Genomic DNA, 20423 nt, shown 5'->3' on the forward strand with positions numbered 1-20423 from the left:
GCCCCTTCCCGTCCCCCGACATCGCCAGACCCCGACTCCACTCGCTACCCTGCCCGTGAAAGGTGCCCCCACCCGCTCATGATCCAAGCCTTAGACAAGCCGGATCATCGCAGGTCACGGGGCACCTTTTGCAGTTCGTGACGCAACGTCACCACCCTGGGAAATCACGGTGAAACACCGAGGCCAAGGGCGGAGACGACGAGGACCCGAAGGACCGGTGGGTCGAACTGACCGACGACGTGGCCATCCCCCTGCGCGAGCACATGGAGAAGTACCCGCCCGTCAAGGTGACCCGACCGTGGGGCAGCAAAGGCGGCGACCCGGTCACGGTGCAGCTGATCTTCTACACTCGAGAGAAGACCGCCATTCAGTCGAATTGGTTCAACTCCTACCGCTGGAAGCCTGCTCTGGCGGCGGCCGGCCTCATCAAGCCCCTTGACCCCAACGCGAAGGGACGGCGCTGGGAGAAGTCCCGCGACATGATGATGCATGCCCTCCGACACCTGTACGCGTCGATGATGATCAACGGCGGGGTAGACGTGTACACACTCGCGGATCGGCTCGGACACGCCGATCCTGCGTTTACTCTGCGTAAGTACGTACACCGGATCGTGGGAGCCGGTTCCAAGATCCGCATCGCGGTCCGGAGCGCCTACCCGAGGGCCACGTGACTCCTGCACTGTTCGGCTTGTGCAACGACCGTGCAAGATGATCTTCAGATGGGCTCGTTTGCGCAGGTCAGATACGTTGTATAGGAGTTCCGGGACATCTGAGGGGCGGCTGCCGCCGGCCCCCTTTGACCTGCGCTGATGTGGGTCCGGGAGGGGGTGGGGCGCGACTACTTTGCGCGGTCTCCGATCAGGTCAGCCGCGCAGCACTCCGCGAGGTCCTCGGCATACTCGGGGAGGCCGTGATCGCTGCCCAGGTGGCGGCGAACGATGCCGAGCGGCAGATCGATGACGGCCAGTGAGATGCGTTCCGTCTCGGCCGGTGTGGTTGCGCCGAGGCTCTCGGCGACCCGGGTGACAGCCTCCAGCACCCCGCGGTTGCCGCGCTTGGCGCGCCGCACGTATTCCTCGGGCCACTCGGCCCGGCCGAACTCATCCGGGCCGTGGAGGAGCAGGGCCGCCTCCTGTGGGTTCGCGCGGCTCCAGGCGACCACATGCCGGGCAGCCGCTCGCGCGGCCGGAAGTGGCTCGGGGGCAGAGTTCAGCGTGGCCAGGTAGCCATCCTGGAAGCGTTCGACCGTGCGCAGCCAGAGTGCGGCGAGCAGCGCGGCACGCTGCGGGAAGCGGTGATAGACCGAGCCGTTGGGCGCTCCGCTCTCCCTCGCCACCGCTGCCATCGTGACTGCGGCGGGGCCGGCTGCAGTCACGAGCCGTACGGCGGCGTCGAGAAGCACGGATTCGTCGAATCGGGGTGGCCTGGCCATGTAATAGAGAGTACTCTCCAAATGAATTGGAGAAGTGCATCCAAAACTACTGGGAGGCACCATGGCGGTGTTGAACATCCATGAACGCGTACTCCCGGCCACGGCCGAGGAGGTCGGCAGGCTCATCGACAGTCTGTCGAGCGGGGACGATCTGCTCTGGCCGCACCACGACTGGCCGACGATGGCACTGGACGCCGGGCTCGCGGTCGACTCGGCCGGAGGACACGGACCGGTGCGCTACACGGTGGCCGCGTACGTGCCCGGGCAGTGGGTCCGCTTCTCCTTCACCGGCCCGCGCGGCTTCCACGGCTTCCACGAGTACTCCATCCACCCGGCGGAGAGGGGAGACACGACACTGCGCCACACCCTCGCCATGCATGCGCGCGGCCCGGCGCGGCTGAGCTGGCCGCTGGTCTTCCGGTGGCTGCATGACGCCTGCCTGGAGGACAGTCTGGACCGCGCCGAGCACGCCGTCACCGGTACTCTCCGCAGGCCGGCGCGCTGGACCGCGGGCGTCCGCCTACTGTGGAGCCTGGGGCGCGCATAGTGCCGTGACCGGCAATGTTTGCTCCATGAGGAGCGTCGTCCAGCGCGTGTGCGATCGCAAGGCGGCCGGACGTCCTGGGATGGGGTCTCTCCCTTGCTCGAACGAAGCTGAGAGCTTGGGGAAGGAGCTACCAGGGCTTTTGGCCGACGCGACGAGCGGGCGTGCAGGGCGGCGTGACGGGGCAGAGCTTGCCGGGAGGGGCACTGGCCGGCTGTCGCCACCCATGTCGGGCGTCGCCCAGCGGTCAGAGGCTGGTGAGCAGGCCGTCGAGTGGGGCGGGTATGCGGTCGGGGTCAAGGGCCTCTACGAGGACGCGGCCATAGTGGATCTTGCGCCCTTTCTTCGTGCCGAGGAAGCGCCGCAACTGCTGCTGTGGGGTGCGGCCCCGCTGTGCGGGCTGGTGCAGGAAGGTCTGCAGGGGGCGCAGCTCGCCCTCCCCCCGGACGAGCTCCTCCACCCGTGTCACGCCCAGCGCGCGGATGAGCTCGTCCTCCAGATCCGCCGCGCAGACGAAGAACCCTTGCTGTGCCGCGCTGGCCCGCTCCAAGCCGCGAGCGTAGTAAGGACGCTCCGCCTCATCGCACAGTCCCGTGAGGCGGAGGCCCAGGCCGGGTGGCCCGAGGAGGCGGGCGAAACGCCCGACGCTCATCGCACCGCCCATCGGCAGGACACAGACTCCTTCGGCCTCCAGGTTCCGGCCGCGGATCGCGGCCAGCGCGCTGACCGCTGCGACGTCGCTCGGCCCTTCGAGCAGGACGGCCGCCCGGACAGGCAGCCGCGCGGCCAACTCGCGCGCGGGGTCGCCGGAACCGCCAGCCGCCCACGCCATGACCGCTTCCCGGAACGACCCCATGTCAGCCATGCGACGAGTCTCCACCCTTCCCGGCCACCACCGCAGGGAATTTCCTCCAGCGCGTCGATTGAGGTCGGTCGCACCTGGGGGCGGTTCCGGTCCCGCCCTCCGGCACACGGTGTGCGGTGTGCCGCGACCGGTGCGCCGATGGGGATCGGCGGGCCGCCGGTGAGGTCAGGCGAGCGCGAGGAACAGCTTCTCGAGCTCCTCTTCGGTCATGGGCGGGGCGTCGGCTTCGCTCTGGGCGAGGCACTGACGCATCCCGCTGGCCACGATCTTGAAGCCGGCCCTGTCCAGGGCTCGGGAGACGGCGGCAAGCTGGGTGACGACGTCCTTGCAGTCGCGCCCGGCCTCGATCATGGCGATGACGCCGGCGAGCTGGCCCTGCGCCCGGCGCAGCCGGTTCAGGACCGCGCCCATGGCTTCTTCTTCTACTTTCACCGGGCTCCTCCTTGTTCCGGCCCCACTGGCACACGATACCCCGCAGGGTATCCGGGTCACGGGCGAGTGGCCGTCTCGTGGTCGCGTACCGGCGGGACCGGCGGAGCGGCGGCCCGGTTTCGTGCCCGTACGGCACGCGACGCCAGGACGATCGTGACGATGCCCGCGACGGTCCAGGTCAGGGGATGGACCCAGACGGCGGTACCGACCTGCTGGCTGAGGACGAAGACACCCATGACGACGACGAACCAGCCGAACGCCCTGCGGAGCGTGTCCTGGGGGATGCGCCCGGCGAAGCGTCCGCCGATGAGGCTGCCGACGACCGCCATGGCGGTGACGGCCAGGGCCAGGCCCCAGTCGATCTGCACACCCGAGAGGTGACCGGCCAGGCCGGCGAACGACTTCATGGCGATGACCAGGAGCGAGGTGCCGACGGCCACGCTCATGGGAAGGCCGCCGAGAAGGGCGAGGGCGGGCACGACGAGGAAGCCGCCGCCGGAACCGACCAGGCCGGTCACCGCGCCCACGACCAGCCCCTCGGCGACGATGTGCTTCAGGGGCATCTCGCGGTGGGCGTCCCTGGGCGCGGCGGCCTTGCGCGGTTTGCGGAGCATGGCCGCCGCCGTGGCGAGCATCATCAGGGCGAACGCGATCAGGAGCGCCGTGCCGGGGATGTACTCGGCGAGGCGGCCGCCGCCGTAGGCGCCGACCATGCTCACCAGGCCGAAGGCGAGTCCGGTGCGCCACTTGACCCGGCGGGCCCGGGCGTGGGGTATCAGGGCGGCCGCACTCGTGACGCCGACGACGAACAGGGAGGTGGCGATGGCCTCCTTGGTGCCCTGGCCGGCCAGGTAGACCAGGATGGGCACGGTGAGGATCGAGCCTCCGCCGCCGAGGATGCCGAGGCTGATCCCGACGAGCAGGGATGCCGCGATGACGACCGCGATCACGGCTTGTCCCGCAAGGCTGCGATGACGGTGCGGATGTCGGTGCGCGGGCCGCGGTTGTAGGGCAGCTTGGCCAGCAGCATGCCCATGGCGCAGCTGTTGCTGAGGGCCGCGTAGGTCAGGCCCGCGCCGACGGCGGTGCCGATCAGGTGGATGCCGGGCACCAGCAGGCCGGCGAGCCCGGTGGTCAGCACGATGGATCCGGCGACGAGCCGGACCTGGCGTTCCATGTCCCAGCGGTCGGAGCCGCGGTTGACGGGGGCGCCCGCTGTCTCCCAGGCGATCATGCCTCCGTCCAGGACGCGCAGGTTCGGCAGTCCGGCCTCGGCGAGGGCGGCTTCGGCCTGTGCGGCGCGGGTGCCGGAGCGGCAGACGAGGACGACGTCTTCGTCGAGGTGGCTGAGGAGTTCGGCGCGGTGCTCGCGGAGGGTGGCCATGGGCACGTTGTAGGCGCCGGGTATGTGGACGGTGCGGAACTCGCCGGGAGTACGGACGTCCAGAAGGCGGGGCCCGCGGCCTTCCCCGATCAGCCGCTGAAGGGCGGCGGAGTCGATTGCGGCGGCGCGGGAGGCATTGCTGGTCATGGGGGCTCCATAAGTAAACGGAAATATACCCGGGGGGGTATGCAAATGAGTAGGGGTGGACACCGGCAGCCCGCCAGGGCGTGGGCTGCCCCTCGCGGGCATGCCGGTGGTCTTCGTGACGACTGGGGTCAGGCGCCGGCAGGTTCGGTCAGCAGCGCCCAGGCGGCGTAGCCGCCGAGGATGTCGGAGACGTCGGAGAAGCCGTGATGGCGCAGCAGGCTCGCGGCGATGGAGGAGCGGTGACCGCCCGCGCAGTGCAGGACCAACGCACGGTCGCGCGGGATCTCCCCCAGGTGGCGGGGCAGCTCGCCGAGGGCGATGTGCAGCGAGCCGTCGATGAATCCCGCCGCGCGCTCTCCGCAGGTGCGAACGTCGACCACGAGCGGAGGCTCTCCGCTCTCCAGAGCGGTACGAAGCTGGGCGGCGGTCAGCCGGCTGGCGGGGCCGACCTCGTCCCCCAGGGCCGCGAGGACGTCGTCGGGATTGCGCAGATAGCCGGCCACCCGGTCGAAACCGATCCGGGCGAGACGGGTGACCACCTCCTCCTCGCGATTCTCCGGCGCGATGACCAGCAGTTCCGCGTCAGGCGTGAGCACGGTTCCGGCCTGCTCGGCGAACCGGCCGTCGGCCGGCACATTGATCGACCCGCGCAGGTGCCCGGCGCCGAACTCCTGCGGGCCGCGGGCGTCGACCACCACGGCCCCGGCCCCGCGCAGCGCCGAGAACTCCTCAACGGTCAGCGGCCGGGGCGCCGCGGCCGGGTTGTACAGCTCACGATCCTTGCGGTTGAGTTCGGCGTCGTAGGAGAAGTAGCTCGGCGCCGCGGGCTGGCCCGCGGTGACGAGGGCCACGAAGTCCTCTTGACTCATGGGCGCGCAGGCGTAGTTGGTGGCACGCTGCTCGCCGATGGTGGACTGCTTCTCGGTGGAGAGATTCTTGCCGCAGGCGGAGCCCGCGCCATGGGCGGGGAAGACCCGGACCTCGTCCGGCAGGCCCATCAGCTTGTTCTGGACGCTGTCGTGGAGCATCGCGCCGAGCTCCTCGGCGGTCACGCCCACCGAGGCGAGCAGGTCGGGCCGGCCCACGTCACCGATGAACAGCGCGTCGCCGGTCAGCACCCCGTACGGGACGGTGTCGGTGGCGTGCTCGTAGACCAGGACGCTGATCGACTCCGGGGTGTGCCCGGGGGTCTCCATGATCTCAAGAGTGACGTCGCCGAGGCTGACGCGCTCACCCTCGGTGAGCTTGCGGATGGAGTACTCGGTCTCGGCGCGATGGCCGTAGCCGATCCAGGCGCCGGTGCGGGCCGCCATCTCCAGGTGTCCTGCGACGAAGTCGGCGTGGAAGTGGGTGTTGATGACGCCGACGACAGTGAAGCCGCGGGTCTCGGCATCGGCCATGTACTCCGAGATGTCCCGGCGCGGGTCGACGACCACGGCCTGCCCGCTGGTCTCGTCGGCGATCATGTACGACGCCTGGGAGAGGCAGTCGAGGTAGTACTGGGTGAAGAACACAGGGACCCTCCATGAGATTGAACATATACCCCCAGGGGTATATGCGCTCGAAAGAAAACCGACGGAACGCCCGCCCGGGCGGCGGGCACTTCCTTCACGCGGCGCCGGGCGCCGATCCAGTGACGAGCGGGCGGCCCGTGCGGGCCCAGCCGCTGGTACCGCCGGCGACCGAGACGGCATCCGCGCCGACGGCAGCCAGGCGCTCGGCGGCCCACTGGCTGCGGTTGCCGCTGGCGCAGATCACGTAGACCGGCCGATCCTTGGACACCTCGCCCGCCGCGGCGGCGAGGATGGACAGCGGGGCAAGTCGCGCTCCGGGCACATGGCCGGCCCGGTACTCCTCCGGCTCCCGCACATCCAGGACGAGCGCCCCCTCGGCCCACGCCGCCGCGAACGCATCCAGATCCACTTCACGCACCGCGATTCCCTCGCTTTCGTATACCCCCCTAGGTATTTCTTGATGACGACAGTAGGCATACCCCATCACTGGTGTCAAATACCCCTGGGGGTATAAATTCGAGGGGTGCGGCAGTCCGCGAACGAGGGAGCCGGCCGGCCGCCGGAGGCGGATGTCACAGAGCGGGCCGCGTCGGCGCAACATACCCAGGGGGGTATTCTGCACTCAAGGAAGAGCCGGGAACGGAGGGCTCCCGCAACTGTTTTCATACCCATGGGGGTATGTGGATCGACTGAGGGTGATCATGGAATACGGACAGAAAACTGCCCACGGCGCACAGCCCGCTGACAGCGCGGAAGGCAGCAGCCGGTGAGCACCAGCCCCACCGCAGCCGCACCCGCCGACACCACAGTGCGCCTGGGACTGCGTGAGAACTGGGCGCAGTTCACCCTGCTGGTCATCGTCAACGTCTCCGTCGGCGCCCTGGTCGGACTGGAACGCACTACCGTTCCCCTCATCGGCACGGACGTCTTCGGGCTGACCAGCGATCTGGCCGTCTTCTCCTTCATCATCGCCTTCGGCGTGACCAAGGCGCTGACCAACCTGGCCGCCGGCGAGCTGACCGCCCGCTTCCGCCGCAAGCAACTCCTCATGGCCGGCTGGCTCATCGGGATACCCGTCCCGTTCGCCCTCGCGTGGGCGCCGTCCTGGGGCTGGATCGTCGCCGCGAACGTCCTGCTCGGCATGAACCAGGGCCTGACCTGGTCGATGACCGTGAACATGAAGATCGACCTCGTCGGCCCTGCCCGCCGCGGTCTCGCCACCGGCCTGAACGAGGCCGCCGGATACGTCGCCGTCGGCGCCTCCGCCCTGCTGACCGGTTACCTGGCCACCGCATACGGCCTGCGCCCCGCACCCGAACTGATCGGCATCGTCTTCGTTGCCGCAGGCATCGCTCTGTCCCTGTCCGTCCGGGACACCGCGGCCCACGTGGCCCTCGAACTCGCCCGGCATCCCCGACCGGTCGGCGCGGAGCAGTCCACCGGGCTGGCAAAGACCTTCGCCCGTACCTCCTGGCGCAACCGCTCCCTGCGCGGCGCCAGCCAGGCCGGACTCGTCAACAACCTCAACGACGGCCTCACCTGGGGCGTCTTCCCTCTGCTGTTCACCGACCATGGCCTGGGACTTGCCGCTGTCGGTCTGGTCAAGGGCCTATACCCGCTGCTGTGGGGCATCGGCCAGATCCCCACCGGCCACCTCGCCGACCGCATCGGCCGCAAACCCCTGATCGTCACCGGCATGTTCGTCCAGGCCGCCGGATTCGTCCTCGCGCTGGCCCTGCTCGACCGGCCCCTGCTCGCCGGCATCCTCTCCGCCGTCGCGCTCGGCCTGGGCACCGCCATGGTCTACCCCGCCCTCATCGCCTCCGTCTCCGACCACGCGCACCCCACCTGGCGGGCCAACGCGCTCGGCACCTACCGCTTCTGGCGCGACATCGGCTACGCCGCAGGCGCCCTCGTCGCCGGCGTCCTCGCCGACGCCTTCGGCCTCAACGCCACTGTCATCGCCGCCGCCGTCCTCACCGCGGCCTCCGGCCTGCTCGCCGCCCGCTGGATCACCGACCGCCCCGCCCACTGAGCCGCCGCGGACTCCCAGTCCGGGGGCGCCGCGCGGTTCACCCCGTTCACGCCCCAGCGGGACGATGCCATTGCCGCGGTCGCCCAGGACTCCGCGTTCCCACCGCGGTGTGCAGTCCGTGCGCCGGCAGCGGGCAGGCGGCCGGCAGAGCCCCGGCACCGCAACGAATTTCCGCGCCCGCCATTCGGATGAAGCTGCGGTCACCCCTGCGTGTGCGGAGACCGGGCTGCCCGCCTCCCCGTATCAGATAGCGGCGATGACCACGGTTCGAGAAGCACGATGACGGCCCCCGGCCCGGCACGGGAGGCGGCCCCCGGCGCCTGCACCGCACCGGTGCGGTGCAGGCGGCCGGTGCGGGGGTGTGTGCCGTCGTGTGCCTCGCGCTCGCCGTCCCGCTGGGGCGGCTCGAACACGACATGCGCGTACGGGCGGTGAAGTGGGACCGCCAGGACCGGTGGATGCGCGCGCGTGCGGCGGACGGCGACCGGGTTCTCCCGTACATGCCGTTGTCGGTCGGCGGCATGGTGGAACCGTTCGGTCAGCACGGGCGGAAGGTCTGGCCGGCCACATGCGTCGCCGACTACTACCACCTGGAGCGGATCACCTACTCGCTGCGGCTCCCCTGACCGCGCCGGACGTCTTCGTGATCGCGATCATGACGGCGTCGTCGCCCAGGTGCCCACCGGCGTGCCGCAGCAGGTCGGTGTGGAGATGCTCGACGAGGGCGTCGGGGCCGGTGCCGTTCCAGGTGGCGAGCCGGTCGGCGAGCGGGTAGAACGTGCCTCTGCGGTCGCGTGCCTCGATGACGCCGTCGGTGTAGAGGAACAGCAGATCGCCGGGGTGGAAGCCGAAGGTCTCGACCTCGTACTCGTTCTCCGACACCATGCCGAACCCCAGCGGGAGCGCGGGTTCCCTGACCTCCAGTGCCTCGACACGGCCGTCGCTGCGCAGCAGCAGCGGAGGGGGATGTCCGCAGTTCACCAGACGGACGCTGTGGTCCTCCTCGCAGACGTCCAGGACCAGCGCGGTCACGAACGATTCGTCGTACTCCGGATCCGTCTCGGCGAGCTGGGCCATGTTCCAGTACGAGGCGTTGGCGATGTGTGCCACGGCGCCGGGCAGCGAGAGGTTCTCGTACGCCGCCCCGCGGAACGCCCCCACCACCACCGCGGCGTCGTCGACGGCGGGCAGGCCGCTGCCGCGGACGTCGCCGACCACGAGGCGGGTCCCGCCCGGGGCGGGCACCGCGGCGTACAGGTCACCGCCGATCTGGGCCTCCGCCTCGGCCGCGATGTACACGGACGCGATACTCAATGGGCCGATCTGGTGCGGCAGTGGGTGCAGCAGGACCTGTTGCGCCATGACAGCCACCGAGCGCACCCGGTCCAGCTGCCGCTCGTGCCGGTCGAGGGCATAGCGGAACACCACCAGGAACGCGGAGATCACCGCGACGGCGGCGATCTGGGCCTCGTGGTTCGGTGTCCCGACGCCGCCCTGCAGGACGGCGATGACGACCTGGGCCGCGACGGCCAGCGCTCCGACGGCGGCCGTGAGGCCGGGGCCGGCGAAGGAGGCGGTGAGCGCGGGCCCGGCGACGAGGAACGGGCCGAGGTGGATGGTCTCCGGGGTGCTGATGTCGATCAGCGCGACGGTCGCGATGAGGGCGAACGGCACGGCGAGCAGCCCCTGGCTCAGCCGCCGGGACGGGGTGAGGCGGTTGTCTCTGTGCCGGACGCGCATGCCTTCTGCTTACACCCCTGTCGACCGGTCTGCGCCCCGTGGTCGTCAGAGGGCCCTCAGGTGCGTCACCCGCACGGACCGCGTGCGTTCGCCTGCTCCGGTCGCCCGGTCCACGATCGGGGTCCGGGTACCGAAGGGAGAAGACCGATCGTGGACGCATGGGACTCGCAGGACAGCTACGGGCAGCCGCAGCAGCGGACCGGATACCTCCGCCCGAAACCGCCCCGGCTCCGTGTCGACGCGGCGCGGCTGTGGGCGGGCGGCGCCATGACCGCCGTCGTCGCCGCGCTCACCGCCGTCGTCGGGGTACTCCTCGTCCGTGGGGTCCTGGACGTGCCCCTCTTCGCGCCGAAAGGCGACGGAGTGATGGGCGACGCCTCGACGGGACTGCTGGCCACCGGGGCCGGGCTGGCAGCGCTGGCGGCCACGGCGTTGGTGCATCTGCTGATCCTCGCAACGCGGCAGCCGGGCATGTTCTTCGTCTGCATCGTCGTCCTCGCCACTGCCGTCATGATGCTGCTGCCCTTCACCACATCGGCCCCGCTGGACGCCAAGATCGGCTCGGCGGCTGTCTGTCTCGCCATCGGGATCGTGATCGGTTCCCTGCTGTCCGCCGCCGGCCGCAGCGCGGTGCGACGCTCCCCCTACTGACGGCCGGATCCGGGGCGTACGAGGTGTCGGTCCCGCTGACCGGAACCCGCCGGAGCCGTCATTTCTCCTCGGTCAGCTGGGCGTCGAGTTCGTCGAAGAGCAGCTCGCCGTGGTCGATCTGGCCGGTCCGGTACGCGGAGCGCGCCACCAGGTGCGCGGCGACCGGTCCGGTCATCATCTGGAAGAACCCGATCAGTGCGAGCGTGGCGAGGTCCATGCCGCTGCGCAGTCGCAGCGCGACCCCGGCGAGGACCAGCAGCATGCCGAGGCTCTGCGGCTTCGTCGCGGCGTGGCTGCGCGACAGGACGTCGGGCAGCCGCAGCATGCCGATCACTCCGAGCAGGCAGACGGCGGCGCCGATGAGGACCAGGACCGCGCCGGTCGTGTCGACGATTTGGAGCCAGACGTTCACTTCGCTCCTCCCTTCGGCTGCCGCTTGCCCTTCGGCCGGTCGCGTACGGCGATGAAGCGGGCGATGCCCACCGATCCGGTGAATCCGAGGAAGGCGAGCACCAGCATGATCGGGAAGTAGAAGGGGTCGCGGGCGAACGCGGACTTGGCGCCGAGCCCCGCGATGATGAGGGCGGCGCAGACATCCAGCGAGATCGCGCGGTCCAGCATCGAAGGGCCGCGCCAGATACGGGTGAGGAGCCCCGCCCCGGCGATGACGATCAGCACGACCGCTGCGGTGAGGAGCGCCTGGTCGACGGTTTCGGGGACGCTCATGAGGCCGTTCCTCCTTCGGCGGACTGTGGCGTCGGCGGGGGTGGCTCGGCGACGCGGGCGATCTCGTCGCGGGTGCCGAATGCCCGTACGGTCAGCTCCTCCAGCCGCCAGACCGAGCGTCGGGCCGCGTCGAGCGCGGCGGGCCGGTCGGCGTCGAGGACGTGCAGGAAGACAGTGGCCGTGGCGCGGCGCACCTCGACGACCGATCCGCCGGGCACGTTCGACACGGCGACGGCGGTCGCCGCGAGCATCAGGTCGGAGCGGCAGCGCAGCGGTACGGCGATGACGGCGGCCCGGTGCGGATGGTCGACGAAGATCTGCCGGGTGACCTTCACGCCCGAGGTGTACATGTCGTAGAGCAGATAGCCGACGAGCAGCACGATGCCCCAGGGGTGCAGCCGGAGCCCCAGGTCGACGCGGGGCAGCGGGAAGGCCAGGCAGACGGCCACCGCGACGAGCACGCCCGTCAGCACATTGGCCCAGTTCAGGCTGGACCAGAGCAGTACCCAGATGGCGGTGAGCCAGGCGATCAGCGGGAGGTCGAGCACCCGGCGACGGCTGCCGAATTCGCAGCTGAACGGTGGGAGTTCCGCGTTCCGGTGGAACAGGGAGATCCAGCGCTTCACCGGCCGAGCACCGCCTCGGTGTAGGGGGTGCGTGCGAGGAGTTCGGCGGCCGCGCGCTCGGTGTAGGAGGTCAGCGGTCCGGCGAGCACGGTGAAGGAGAGGCCGAGGGCGACGGCTGCCGCGGTGGCACCGGTCATGAGCCGGGGCAGTTTCGTCGTGGTGGTGACAGCATGCCCGTGGAGGGTGGCGGCCACCGCGCGGCCGGCGGGCTGGTGCCGGCGGAAGACCGGTTCGTCGCCGGTGCCGGGAATGCGGTCCGGGCCCTCGTCGGCGTCCCCGTCGTCGTTCTCGTCGTCGGACTCCAGGAGCGTGCCGTCCGCCGCCTGGCCGGGCGGCGCGGCCCGCCAGAACGCCAGGTTCCAGACCTTGGCCATCACGTACAGGGTCAGGAGGCTGGTCGCCGCGGAGCCGATGACGAGGATCCAGGCCCAGACGCTCCCGTCGGCGACACCGGCCCGCATCAGTCCGAGCTTGCCGATGAAGCCGGAGAGCGGCGGGATCCCGGCGAGGTTCATGGCGGGCACGAAGAAGAGGGCGGCGAGCAGCGGGGCGGCTTTGGCGAGTCCGCCGACCGCGCAGAGGACGGCGGCCGTGGCGAGGAGCGAGGCACTGACCGTCACCGGACGGCACCTCCCGCCTCGGGTGCCGGTCCCGGTCCCGCCGCGGCGGCCGCCCGCTCGATCTGCCGGTCGATCTTGGCGCCGAGCGCGCGCACGATGTCCAGCACCACGCCCAGTACCAGCAGGTAGACGCCGAAGTCGAAGAGGACGGGCGTGCCCAGGTGGTACGCGCCGATCACGGGCAGCCTGCCGTGGTAAGTCCACGCGTGCAGAACCGTGCCCTCGGCGAGGCCGAGCAGCGCCACGCCGGTGGAGAGGAACAGCCCGAGGCCGGTGAAGAGTCCGGGCTGCAGCGGTGCGGCTTCGGCGAGTTCGAAGCGGCCGCCCGCCAAGTAGCGGGTGATCAGGGCGACTCCGGCGACGAGTCCGGCGACGAACCCGCCGCCCGGCATGTTCTCGGCGCTGAACAGCAGATAGACGGAGAGCACCAGGATCGGGTGGAACAGCAGTCGGGCCACGACCTCGAAGACGACGGACCGGTGTTCGGGGGCGAGCGTGGCCCCGGCCGCGAGCCAGGACCGCTCCGGCGCCCCTTCGTCGCCCTGCGGCACCCCGGTCAGTCCGGGTGCCGTCAGCGACCAGGCAGTACGCCCGGGTACCTCGTCGCGCGGCCCGGATCCGTCCGCGCGGCGGTGCAGATAGAGCAGGCTCGTCACGCCGATAGCCGCGGCGGCGAGCACGGCGGACTCCCCCATCGTGTCCCAGGCCCGCAGGTCGACCAGGATGGTGGCGACGACGTCCTTGAGCCCGTGGTGCGCGGTCTCCTCGACCATGGCCGCCCCGGCGGGGTCCGCGGTGCGTGCGGCTGCCGCGACCCACACCACCACGCCGAGGGTCGCCGCCGCGGCCAGCGCCACCGGGATGCGTACGGCGCGCCGCCACGTACTGACCGACTCCTGGAAGTGCACCGGCATCCGCCGCAGCACCAGCACGAACACGACCATCGACACGGTCTCGACGCAGAACTGGGTGAGCGCCAGGTCCGGGCCGCCCTGGACGACGAAGAGCAGCGCGGTCCCGTACCCCGTCAGTCCCGCCAGCACCACGGCCTTCATGCGACGGCTGACGGTGAGGCAGAGCAGCGCGGTCGCACAGGTCAGTGCCGCCATCGCCCCCTGCAGCGGTACGTCCCAGATGCGTGGCGCCGGAGCACCGCGCCAGGGCCGGTCCACCCCGAGCACGGCGAGCTGCCCGGCGAGCATCACGAGCAGCGTGGTGGCGAGGTAGACGGAGAGCGAGCCGCGCTGGACGAAGCCGGTGACATCGAGCGAGATCCGTTCCAGGCCGAGCAGCAGACGTCCGAAAACCCGGTCGGCGGTCGGCCAGGCGATCCGCCGGGACAGCCGGGTCACCGTGGCCTGCCCCGCGAAGAGCACCGCACCGCCCGCCGCGGCGACGGCCGAGAGCAGCAGGGCCGTACCGAATCCGTGCCAGAGCGCGAGGTGGTATGGATGCGCGGGTACGGGGAACGTATCCGCGTACGCGCTGAGCAGCCCGTACGTCCAGCCGACGCCCGGTCCGAGCACCAGACCGCAGACGGCAAGGAGGCCGGGCGGCGCGAGGAACGCCCAGCCGACCCGGTGCACCGGGGTGGAGTCGACCGCGGGCTTGCGCGCGAACGCGCCCCAGACGAACCGCAGGGTGTACGCGACCGTCAGCGCGGAGCCCGCCACGGTGACGCCGAGCGCCCAGCGGTCCGCGCTGTTGCCGTGCAGCAGCGCGTCGAACGCGGCCTCCTTCGCGGCGAAGCCGAGCATCGGGGGCAGCGCGGCCATGGACGCGGCGGCGAGCACGGCGACCGCGCACACGTGCGGCAGCGCCCTGCCCACGTCGGAGAGTCTGCGCAGGTCACGGGTGCCCGCCGCATGGTCGATGATGCCGGTGACGAGGAACAGCGGGGCCTTGAACAGGGCGTGACCGAGGATCATGACGGCTGCGGCGAGCGCCGCGTCCCGGTTGCCGACCCCGGCGAGCAGGGTCAGGAAACCGAGCTGACTGACGGTGCCGTAGGCGAGGACGAGCTTGAGATCGTTCAGTCGCAGCGCCCGCCAGCCGCCGAGCAGCATGGTCGCGCAGCCGAGCACCATGACGACAGGCCGCCAGACGGGGACGTCGGCGAAACCGGGCGCGAGCCGGGCCACCAGGTAGACACCGGCCTTGACCATGGCCGCGGCGTGCAGATAGGCGCTGACGGGGGTGGGCGCGGCCATGGCGTTCGGCAGCCAGAGGCTGAACGGCCAGATCGCCGACTTCGACAGCGCCCCGCACAGGATCAGCGCCACGGCCACCTGGACGGCGAGGCTCGTGCTCGGCGGGTCGGCGACGATCGTGGAGATCCGGTAGGTGCCCGCCGCCTGACCGAGGATCAGGAATCCCACGAGCATGGCGAGACCGCCGAGCGTGGTCACGGTGAGTGCCTGCAGCGCGGACCGGCGGCTGTGCTTGTGCTCGCTGCTGTGCCCGATCAGCAGAAAGGAGAAGACCGTGGTCAGTTCCCAGAACACATAGAGGGAGATCAGGTCGTCCGCGAGGACCAGGGCGAGCATGGCGCCGGCGAAGGCGAGCAGGTTCCCGGCGAACGCGGGAAGCTGCGGGGTGTCGTCGAAGAAGTACGAGGCGCAGTACAGCAGGACGAGCGCGCCGACCCCGGCCGCGAGAAGCACCATCAGTTCGCCGAGCGCGTCCAGGCGCAGGTCGACGGAGACGTCGTACGCCGGCATCCACGGCCACGACGAGGTGACGGACCCGCCGGACGCGGCGGTGTTCCACTGCGTGGCCGCCCACACCGTGGCGGCGGCGGGCGGCAGCGCGAGGACGACGAAGGCGCGGCTGCCCAGTCGCCGCACCAGCGGGCGCGCGCACGCGGCGAGAACGAAGTGGCAGACGATGAGCGTGGTCACAGGGTCCCGGAGGGCGTCCGGGGCCGCTGCGCGATATAACGGGCGAAGGGCACCAATTACAGATATATCCCCGGCCGTACTTCACCCGTACGGCGCGCCGCGCCGACCGCCATCATCCCCGGTGTCGCACTGGCCGCCCTGCGGGCCGTCACCAGTGGCCGGACGCTACTCGACTTCCAACGCCAGGCAGCGCGGGGACAGTTGGCCCAGAAGGCCGGGCAGCCCTCCAACATCGTGTACTGCAAGCTGCAGGAGGAGCGTCGGCTCAGCGGTCCGTTCCTTGCACCCTTCTCGCTCTGGAGAGAACTGAGATGGCATCACCCCTGCGCGTCCTGATTCACGGCGGCGGCATCGGCGGACTCACCCTCGCCACCGCCCTCGCCCGGCGCGGTCACACCGTCGAGGTGGCCGAGCTCCGCGACGAGCTGGACGCCCTCGGCGTCGGCATCATCCAGCCGTCCAACGCCCTGCACGTCATGCGGGAGATCGGGGTGCTCGACGAGTGCCTGAAGGCGGGGTTCGAGTGGGAGATCCTGACCATCGCCGACCCGGCTGGGGGGACGGTCGCCCGGATACCGCAGCCCCGGATGGGCGACGCCCCGTCCAACAACGGCATCCCGCGTCCCGCGCTGGCCCAGGTGCTCGGCGCCGCCGCCACAGCGGCCGGGGCGACGATCCGCTTCGGCACGACGATCACGGAGCTGGCCGACGACGGCTCCGGTGTGGACGTCACGCTCTCCGACGGCTCCGCCGGCCGCTGGGACCTGGTGGTCGGCTTCGACGGGATCGGCTCGCCTCTGCGGACGCGGCTGTACGGCGACCGCTACGCCCCCGAATACACCGGATTCGCCAACTGGCGGGTGACGGTGCCCCGTCAGCCGCAGGTACAGGGTGTGGTGATGGGCGCCGCGGGCAAGGAAGCCAAGGTGCTGCTCACCCCGATCACGGACGAACTGATGTACCTGGGTGCGGTGTTCGCCGAGTCGGCGGACTTCCGGCCGGACCCGGAGCGGGCGCACGAGCAGCTCACGGAGCGGCTCTCCGCGTTCTCCGGACCGGTCGCCGAGGCGCTCGCCACGGTCACCGACCCGTCCGCCGTGGTGTATTCGCGGATCTCCCAGGTGACAGTCGAGGAACCGTGGCACGTCGGCCGGGTGGTCCTGGCCGGTGACGCCGCGCACGCCAGCACCCCGCACATCGCGCAGGGTGCGGCGATGGCCGTCGAGGATGCGGCCGTGCTCGCCGAATCGCTGGACGGCGAGGCCGATGTGCCCGCCGCCCTCGCCGCCTGGGAGGCGCGCCGCCGGCCCCGGGCCATGTGGGTGCAGGCCATGTCGCGTGCCGTGCTCAAGCAGGAGATGGGCGCCGCGACGACGCCCGAGGAGGACGAGCTGCTGAAGGTCGGCATCCCGGGTGCGGCGCACGTGCTGGTGCAGCCGTACTGATGCGCTTGCCGTGCGGGCGTGGCGCCACGTCACGCCCGCACGGTGCTTTCACGGCAGTACGGCGATGCCGTCGAGCTCGACGAGTGCCTGTTCGTCCCAGAGCCTGGCCGCCCCGATGACCGCCATCGCCGGGTAGTCGCGGCCGGCCAGCCGTTGCCAGGTCCGCCCGAGTTCGGGGGCGTGTGCGCGGTAGTCGGCGACATCCGTGGCGTAGACGGTCACCCGCGCCAGGTCGGCCGGGGAGCCCCCGGCCGCACGCAGCGCGCTGAGCAGATTGGTCAGGGCCGTCGCGAACTGCTCGGGCAGCGTGGCGCCGATGACCTTGCCGTCCCGGTCGAGGGCGGTCTGCCCGGCCAGGAGGACCAGGCGGCTGCCGGTCGCCGTGACGGCGTGCGAGAAGCCCGTGGGCGGGGACAGTTCGGCGGGATTGATCCGGTGGATCGGACTCATACGGGCGGCTCCTGATTCACGGTCGGCGTCCGGTGCGAGGCCGGCGTCCGATGCGCGGCCCCCGTCGCTGTCTCCGTCGCCGGCGCGTACAGCTCCTTGGCGATGATCGTGCGCTGGACCTCGCTGGCGCCCTCGTAGATCCGCGGGGCACGCACCTCCCGGTAGAGGTGTTCGAGCAGATGCCCCCGGCGCAGCGCGCGGGCGCCGTGCAGCTGGACGGCTGCGTCGACGACGTACTGCGCCGCCTCGGTGGCGTACAGCTTCGCCATCGCCGCCCGGCCCGGTACGCCGGGCTCCCCCGCGTCGTACGCCGCCGCGGCCGCGTACACGAGAAGCCGGGCGGCCTCTGTGCGGGTGGCCATCTCGGCGACCCGGTGGGAGACGGCCTGCAGTTCCTTCAGCGGGCCACCGAACGCGGTGCGTTGCGCGGTGTGGGCGAGGGTCGCGTCGAGGGCGGCGCGGGCCATGCCGACGGCGAACGCGCCGACGCTGGGACGGAACAGATTGAGGGTGTTCATGGCGACCCCGAAGCCGCGGTCCGGTTCGCCGAGCACATCGTCGGGCGTGACCGGGACGCCGTCGAAGGCGAGGGCGCCGATCGGGTGCGGGGAGAGCATGTCGAGGGCGGTGCCGGTCAGTCCGGGGCGGTCGGCAGGGACCAGGAACGCGGTGACGCCGCGGGCTCCGGCGCCTGGTGTCGTACGGGCGAAGACGGTGTAGAAGTCCGCCTCGGGGGCGTTGGAGATCCAGCACTTCTCACCGGTCAGCCGCCAGCCGTCCGGGGCGTGCTCGGCTGCCAGGTCGAGCGCCGCGGCGTCGGAGCCGGCGCCGGGCTCACTCAGCGCGAAGGCGGCGACGGCACGGCCGGCCCGCACCTCGGGAAGCCAGCGCGCCCGGTGGGCCGGGGTACCCGCCTGGACCAACGGGTAGGTGCCGAGTCCCTGGAGGGCCAGCGCGGTCTCGGCCTCCGTGCAGCCGCGGGCGAGGGACTCCCGCAGCAGGCAGAGGTCGAGGGCGCCGGAGGAGAAAAGGCGGTCGAGCAGGCCGAGTTCACCGAGGGCGGCGATCAGCGGGCGGTTGACGTGCCCCGGTTCGCCCTTCTCGGCGAGGGGGCGCAGCTCCTGTTCGGCCAGGGCGCGCAGCTCTTCGCACCAGGCGGTCTGTGCCGGATCGAGTGAGAATGCCGTCATACCGGCTCCTCTCCTGTCCCCTATCGCGAACTGTTGACTACCGTCATTCAAACGCTACGCTCCATGGGCGACAAGGGGGCGATCCGCTATGGACCCGAAGACCTCAGCGCACCTCGACACCTTTGCCCGGGAGCATCTGCCACCCGCGGACCAGTGGCCGGAACTGGTCTTCGGCCTTCCCGAGCTGAACTATCCGGACCGGCTGAACTGTGCCGCCGAGCTCCTCGACGGCACGGTCGCCCGCCTCGGTCCCGACCGCCCCGCCTTCCATACGCCCCAGGGCGAGATCTGGAGCTACGGGGAGCTCCAGGACCGGGTCGACCGGATCGCCCATGTCCTGACCTCCGATCTGGGGATCGTCCCCGGCAACCGGGTACTGCTCCGCGGCCCCACCACGCCCCACCTCGCCGCCTGCTGGCTGGCCGTACTGAAGGCGGGCGCGATCGCGGTGACCGTACTGGCCCAGCAGCGGGCCCAGGAGCTCGCCACCATCTGTTCGATGGCCCAGGTCGGTCATGCGCTGTGCGACGTCCGGTCGGTCGACGACCTGGTGAAGGCGGGGGTACCGGGGCTGCGGATCACGTCGTACGGAGGTGACGGCCCCGACGATCTGCTGCACCTGGCCGAGGAGCGGCCGGGACCGTACCGCGCCGTGGACACGGCCGCGGACGATGTCGCGCTGATCGCGTTCACCTCGGGCACCACCGGACGTCCCAAGGGCTGCATGCACTTCCACCGCGATGTGCTGGCCATAGCCGACACCTTCTCCCGCCACGTCCTGCAGCCCCGTGCCGACGACGTGTTCGCGGGCAGTCCGCCGCTCGGCTTCACTTTCGGGCTCGGCGGTCTGGTGGTCTTCCCGCTGCGGGCCGGGGGGTCGGCCCTGCTGCTGGAACAGGCCGGGCCACGGCAGCTGCTGCCCGCGCTGGCCGCCCACCGCGTCTCGGTCCTGTTCACCGCACCGACCGCCTACCGCGTGATGCTCGACCACCTCGACAAGCACGATCTCGCCGCGCTGCGGCGCTGCGTGTCGGCGGGCGAGAACCTGCCTTTGGCGACCTGGCAGTCCTGGTACGAGCGGACCGGCCTGCGCATCATCAACGGCATAGGCGCCACCGAACTGCTGCACATCTTCATCTCCGCCGCCGACGACGTGATCCGCCCCGGCGCCACCGGCGTTCCGGTGCCCGGCTGGGAGGCGCGCGTGCTGGACCGGGACGGCCGCGCGGTGCCCGACGGGGAGCCGGGGCTGCTCGCCGTACGCGGCCCGGTCGGCTGCCGCTATCTCGCCGATATCCGCCAGTCGGAGTACGTACAGCACGGCTGGAACCTCACCGGCGACACGTACACGCGTGACAGCGACGGCTACTTCCACTACGTCGCGCGCGCCGACGACATGATCATCTCCTCCGGGTACAACATCGCGGGTCCCGAGGTCGAGGACGCCCTGCTGCGCCATCCCGAGGTCGCCGAGGTGGCGGTGGTCGGGCATCCGGACGAGCTGCGCGGGCAGATCGTGGTGGCGTACGTGGTGCTGCGCGAGGGCGGCGGAGCGTCGGCCGACGAGCTGCGCACACACATGAAGAACGAACTCGCCCCCCACAAATGCCCGCGCGTCATCGAATTCGTGCCGGCGCTCCCCCGGACCGCCACCGGCAAGCTGCAGCGGTTCCGGCTGCGGAGCGACGGGGACCGGACCGGCGCACGGGACCTAGAGTGATC

The 20423-nt window shown here is 71.1% G+C and carries 21 protein-coding genes and 1 pseudogene; 7 read left to right on the forward strand and 15 right to left on the reverse strand.

Annotation, left to right across the window (positions count from 1 at the left end):
• The first annotated feature begins 239 nt into the window (after window positions 1-239).
• Window positions 240-671, forward strand: a complete 432-nt coding sequence (locus tag ACGFSA_RS22690) for a tyrosine-type recombinase/integrase (protein WP_393306899.1) — start codon at window positions 240-242, stop codon at window positions 669-671.
• A gap of 167 nt (window positions 672-838) precedes the next feature.
• On the opposite strand, the gene ACGFSA_RS22695 is transcribed toward ACGFSA_RS22690, so the two are convergent.
• Window positions 839-1432: a TetR/AcrR family transcriptional regulator gene (locus ACGFSA_RS22695; RefSeq protein WP_393306901.1), complete on the reverse strand. Its 594-nt coding sequence runs from the start codon at window positions 1430-1432 to the stop codon at window positions 839-841.
• Between the two features lie 61 nt (window positions 1433-1493).
• Between ACGFSA_RS22695 and ACGFSA_RS22700 the strand changes: the two genes are divergently transcribed.
• Window positions 1494-1979: an SRPBCC family protein gene (locus tag ACGFSA_RS22700; RefSeq protein ID WP_393306903.1), complete on the forward strand. Its 486-nt coding sequence runs from the start codon at window positions 1494-1496 to the stop codon at window positions 1977-1979.
• Window positions 1980-2223: 244 nt separating this feature from the next.
• Here ACGFSA_RS22700 and ACGFSA_RS22705 read toward each other — a convergent pair whose 3' ends face one another.
• The 6 genes from ACGFSA_RS22705 to ACGFSA_RS22730 form a co-directional block, all read right to left on the reverse strand.
• Window positions 2224-2841, reverse strand: a complete 618-nt coding sequence (locus tag ACGFSA_RS22705; RefSeq protein WP_393306905.1) for a TOPRIM nucleotidyl transferase/hydrolase domain-containing protein — start codon at window positions 2839-2841, stop codon at window positions 2224-2226.
• Between the two features lie 165 nt (window positions 2842-3006).
• Complete coding sequence (locus tag ACGFSA_RS22710) at window positions 3007-3252, reverse strand: metal-sensitive transcriptional regulator (protein ID WP_393307057.1); 246 nt, start codon at window positions 3250-3252, stop codon at window positions 3007-3009.
• 77 nt (window positions 3253-3329) lie between these two features.
• Entirely contained in the window at window positions 3330-4223 is an 894-nt protein-coding gene (locus ACGFSA_RS22715) for a sulfite exporter TauE/SafE family protein (protein ID WP_393306907.1), read from the reverse strand.
• A complete protein-coding gene (locus tag ACGFSA_RS22720) occupies window positions 4220-4804 on the reverse strand; it encodes a rhodanese-like domain-containing protein (RefSeq protein ID WP_393306909.1) in 585 nt (194 codons plus the stop codon). The genes ACGFSA_RS22715 and ACGFSA_RS22720 overlap by 4 nt, the downstream gene beginning before the upstream one ends.
• A 128-nt stretch (window positions 4805-4932) precedes the next feature.
• Entirely contained in the window at window positions 4933-6318 is a 1386-nt protein-coding gene (locus tag ACGFSA_RS22725) for a rhodanese-like domain-containing protein (protein ID WP_393306911.1), read from the reverse strand.
• 94 nt (window positions 6319-6412) lie between these two features.
• Window positions 6413-6736, reverse strand: coding sequence for a rhodanese-like domain-containing protein (locus ACGFSA_RS22730; RefSeq protein WP_393306913.1), 324 nt, complete (start codon window positions 6734-6736; stop codon window positions 6413-6415).
• 348 nt (window positions 6737-7084) lie between these two features.
• On the opposite strand from ACGFSA_RS22730, the gene ACGFSA_RS22735 reads away from it, so the two are divergent.
• Together ACGFSA_RS22735 and ACGFSA_RS22740 are read left to right on the forward strand one after the other, a co-directional pair.
• Window positions 7085-8353 (forward strand): MFS transporter, encoded by a 1269-nt coding sequence (locus ACGFSA_RS22735; RefSeq protein WP_393306915.1) that lies wholly within the window; start codon window positions 7085-7087, stop codon window positions 8351-8353.
• A gap of 371 nt (window positions 8354-8724) precedes the next feature.
• A complete protein-coding gene (locus ACGFSA_RS22740) occupies window positions 8725-8979 on the forward strand; it encodes a hypothetical protein (RefSeq protein ID WP_393306917.1) in 255 nt (84 codons plus the stop codon).
• On the opposite strand, the gene ACGFSA_RS22745 is transcribed toward ACGFSA_RS22740, so the two are convergent.
• Window positions 8954-10093 (reverse strand): PP2C family protein-serine/threonine phosphatase, encoded by a 1140-nt coding sequence (locus ACGFSA_RS22745; RefSeq protein WP_393306919.1) that lies wholly within the window; start codon window positions 10091-10093, stop codon window positions 8954-8956. The two genes, ACGFSA_RS22740 and ACGFSA_RS22745, sit on opposite strands and share 26 nt — an antisense overlap.
• A 150-nt stretch (window positions 10094-10243) precedes the next feature.
• On the opposite strand from ACGFSA_RS22745, the gene ACGFSA_RS22750 reads away from it, so the two are divergent.
• The gene (locus ACGFSA_RS22750; RefSeq protein WP_393306921.1) at window positions 10244-10744 is read left to right on the forward strand and encodes a DUF6069 family protein; all 501 of its coding nucleotides are present in this window, start codon (window positions 10244-10246) and stop codon (window positions 10742-10744) included.
• A gap of 58 nt (window positions 10745-10802) precedes the next feature.
• Here the strand turns inward: ACGFSA_RS22750 and mnhG are convergent, their stop codons facing one another.
• The 5 genes and pseudogenes from mnhG to ACGFSA_RS22775 form a co-directional block, all read right to left on the reverse strand.
• Complete coding sequence (mnhG, locus tag ACGFSA_RS22755) at window positions 10803-11156, reverse strand: monovalent cation/H(+) antiporter subunit G (protein WP_393306923.1); 354 nt, start codon at window positions 11154-11156, stop codon at window positions 10803-10805.
• Window positions 11153-11470 carry a monovalent cation/H+ antiporter complex subunit F gene (locus tag ACGFSA_RS22760; protein WP_393306925.1) on the reverse strand — a complete coding sequence of 106 codons (318 nt, stop codon included), beginning with the start codon at window positions 11468-11470 and terminating at the stop codon, window positions 11153-11155. Before ACGFSA_RS22760 ends, mnhG begins: the two co-directional genes overlap by 4 nt.
• The gene (locus tag ACGFSA_RS22765) at window positions 11467-12096 is read right to left on the reverse strand and encodes a Na+/H+ antiporter subunit E (RefSeq protein WP_393306927.1); all 630 of its coding nucleotides are present in this window, start codon (window positions 12094-12096) and stop codon (window positions 11467-11469) included. Before ACGFSA_RS22765 ends, ACGFSA_RS22760 begins: the two co-directional genes overlap by 4 nt.
• Window positions 12093-12716: pseudogene (locus ACGFSA_RS22770) on the reverse strand (proton-conducting transporter membrane subunit); the annotation flags it as partial. The pseudogene ACGFSA_RS22770 and the gene ACGFSA_RS22765, both read right to left, overlap by 4 nt.
• Window positions 12713-15616: a Na+/H+ antiporter subunit A gene (locus tag ACGFSA_RS22775; protein WP_393306929.1), complete on the reverse strand. Its 2904-nt coding sequence runs from the start codon at window positions 15614-15616 to the stop codon at window positions 12713-12715. The pseudogene ACGFSA_RS22770 and the gene ACGFSA_RS22775, both read right to left, overlap by 4 nt.
• Before the next feature lie 311 nt (window positions 15617-15927).
• Between ACGFSA_RS22775 and ACGFSA_RS22780 the strand changes: the two genes are divergently transcribed.
• A complete protein-coding gene (locus ACGFSA_RS22780) occupies window positions 15928-17061 on the forward strand; it encodes an FAD-dependent monooxygenase (RefSeq protein ID WP_393306931.1) in 1134 nt (377 codons plus the stop codon).
• 48 nt (window positions 17062-17109) lie between these two features.
• Here ACGFSA_RS22780 and ACGFSA_RS22785 read toward each other — a convergent pair whose 3' ends face one another.
• Both ACGFSA_RS22785 and ACGFSA_RS22790 read right to left on the reverse strand, forming a co-directional pair.
• Window positions 17110-17511: a RidA family protein gene (locus tag ACGFSA_RS22785; RefSeq protein ID WP_393306933.1), complete on the reverse strand. Its 402-nt coding sequence runs from the start codon at window positions 17509-17511 to the stop codon at window positions 17110-17112.
• The gene (locus ACGFSA_RS22790) at window positions 17508-18701 is read right to left on the reverse strand and encodes an acyl-CoA dehydrogenase family protein (protein ID WP_393306935.1); all 1194 of its coding nucleotides are present in this window, start codon (window positions 18699-18701) and stop codon (window positions 17508-17510) included. The genes ACGFSA_RS22785 and ACGFSA_RS22790 overlap by 4 nt, the downstream gene beginning before the upstream one ends.
• Window positions 18702-18789: 88 nt before the next feature.
• Between ACGFSA_RS22790 and ACGFSA_RS22795 the strand changes: the two genes are divergently transcribed.
• Window positions 18790-20421: an AMP-binding protein gene (locus ACGFSA_RS22795; protein ID WP_393306937.1), complete on the forward strand. Its 1632-nt coding sequence runs from the start codon at window positions 18790-18792 to the stop codon at window positions 20419-20421.
• Window positions 20422-20423 lie beyond the last annotated feature (2 nt).

It is taken from the genome of Streptomyces sp. NPDC048496, assembly GCF_043200055.1.
In the GTDB taxonomy this organism is placed as follows: Bacteria; Actinomycetota; Actinomycetes; order Streptomycetales; family Streptomycetaceae; genus Streptomyces.

Coding starts and splice junctions, on each gene's coding strand:
- ACGFSA_RS22695 (WP_393306901.1), bottom strand. CDS start 1,432: ATGGCCAGGCCACCCCGATTCGACGAATCCGTGCTTCTCGACGCCGCC.
- ACGFSA_RS22700 (WP_393306903.1), top strand. CDS start 1,494: ATGGCGGTGTTGAACATCCATGAACGCGTACTCCCGGCCACGGCCGAG.
- ACGFSA_RS22705 (WP_393306905.1), bottom strand. CDS start 2,841: ATGGCTGACATGGGGTCGTTCCGGGAAGCGGTCATGGCGTGGGCGGCT.
- ACGFSA_RS22710 (WP_393307057.1), bottom strand. CDS start 3,252: ATGGGCGCGGTCCTGAACCGGCTGCGCCGGGCGCAGGGCCAGCTCGCC.
- ACGFSA_RS22720 (WP_393306909.1), bottom strand. CDS start 4,804: ATGACCAGCAATGCCTCCCGCGCCGCCGCAATCGACTCCGCCGCCCTT.
- ACGFSA_RS22745 (WP_393306919.1), bottom strand. CDS start 10,093: ATGCGCGTCCGGCACAGAGACAACCGCCTCACCCCGTCCCGGCGGCTG.
- ACGFSA_RS22760 (WP_393306925.1), bottom strand. CDS start 11,470: ATGAGCGTCCCCGAAACCGTCGACCAGGCGCTCCTCACCGCAGCGGTC.
- ACGFSA_RS22780 (WP_393306931.1), top strand. CDS start 15,928: ATGGCATCACCCCTGCGCGTCCTGATTCACGGCGGCGGCATCGGCGGA.
- ACGFSA_RS22785 (WP_393306933.1), bottom strand. CDS start 17,511: ATGAGTCCGATCCACCGGATCAATCCCGCCGAACTGTCCCCGCCCACG.
- ACGFSA_RS22790 (WP_393306935.1), bottom strand. CDS start 18,701: ATGACGGCATTCTCACTCGATCCGGCACAGACCGCCTGGTGCGAAGAG.
- ACGFSA_RS22795 (WP_393306937.1), top strand. CDS start 18,790: ATGGACCCGAAGACCTCAGCGCACCTCGACACCTTTGCCCGGGAGCAT.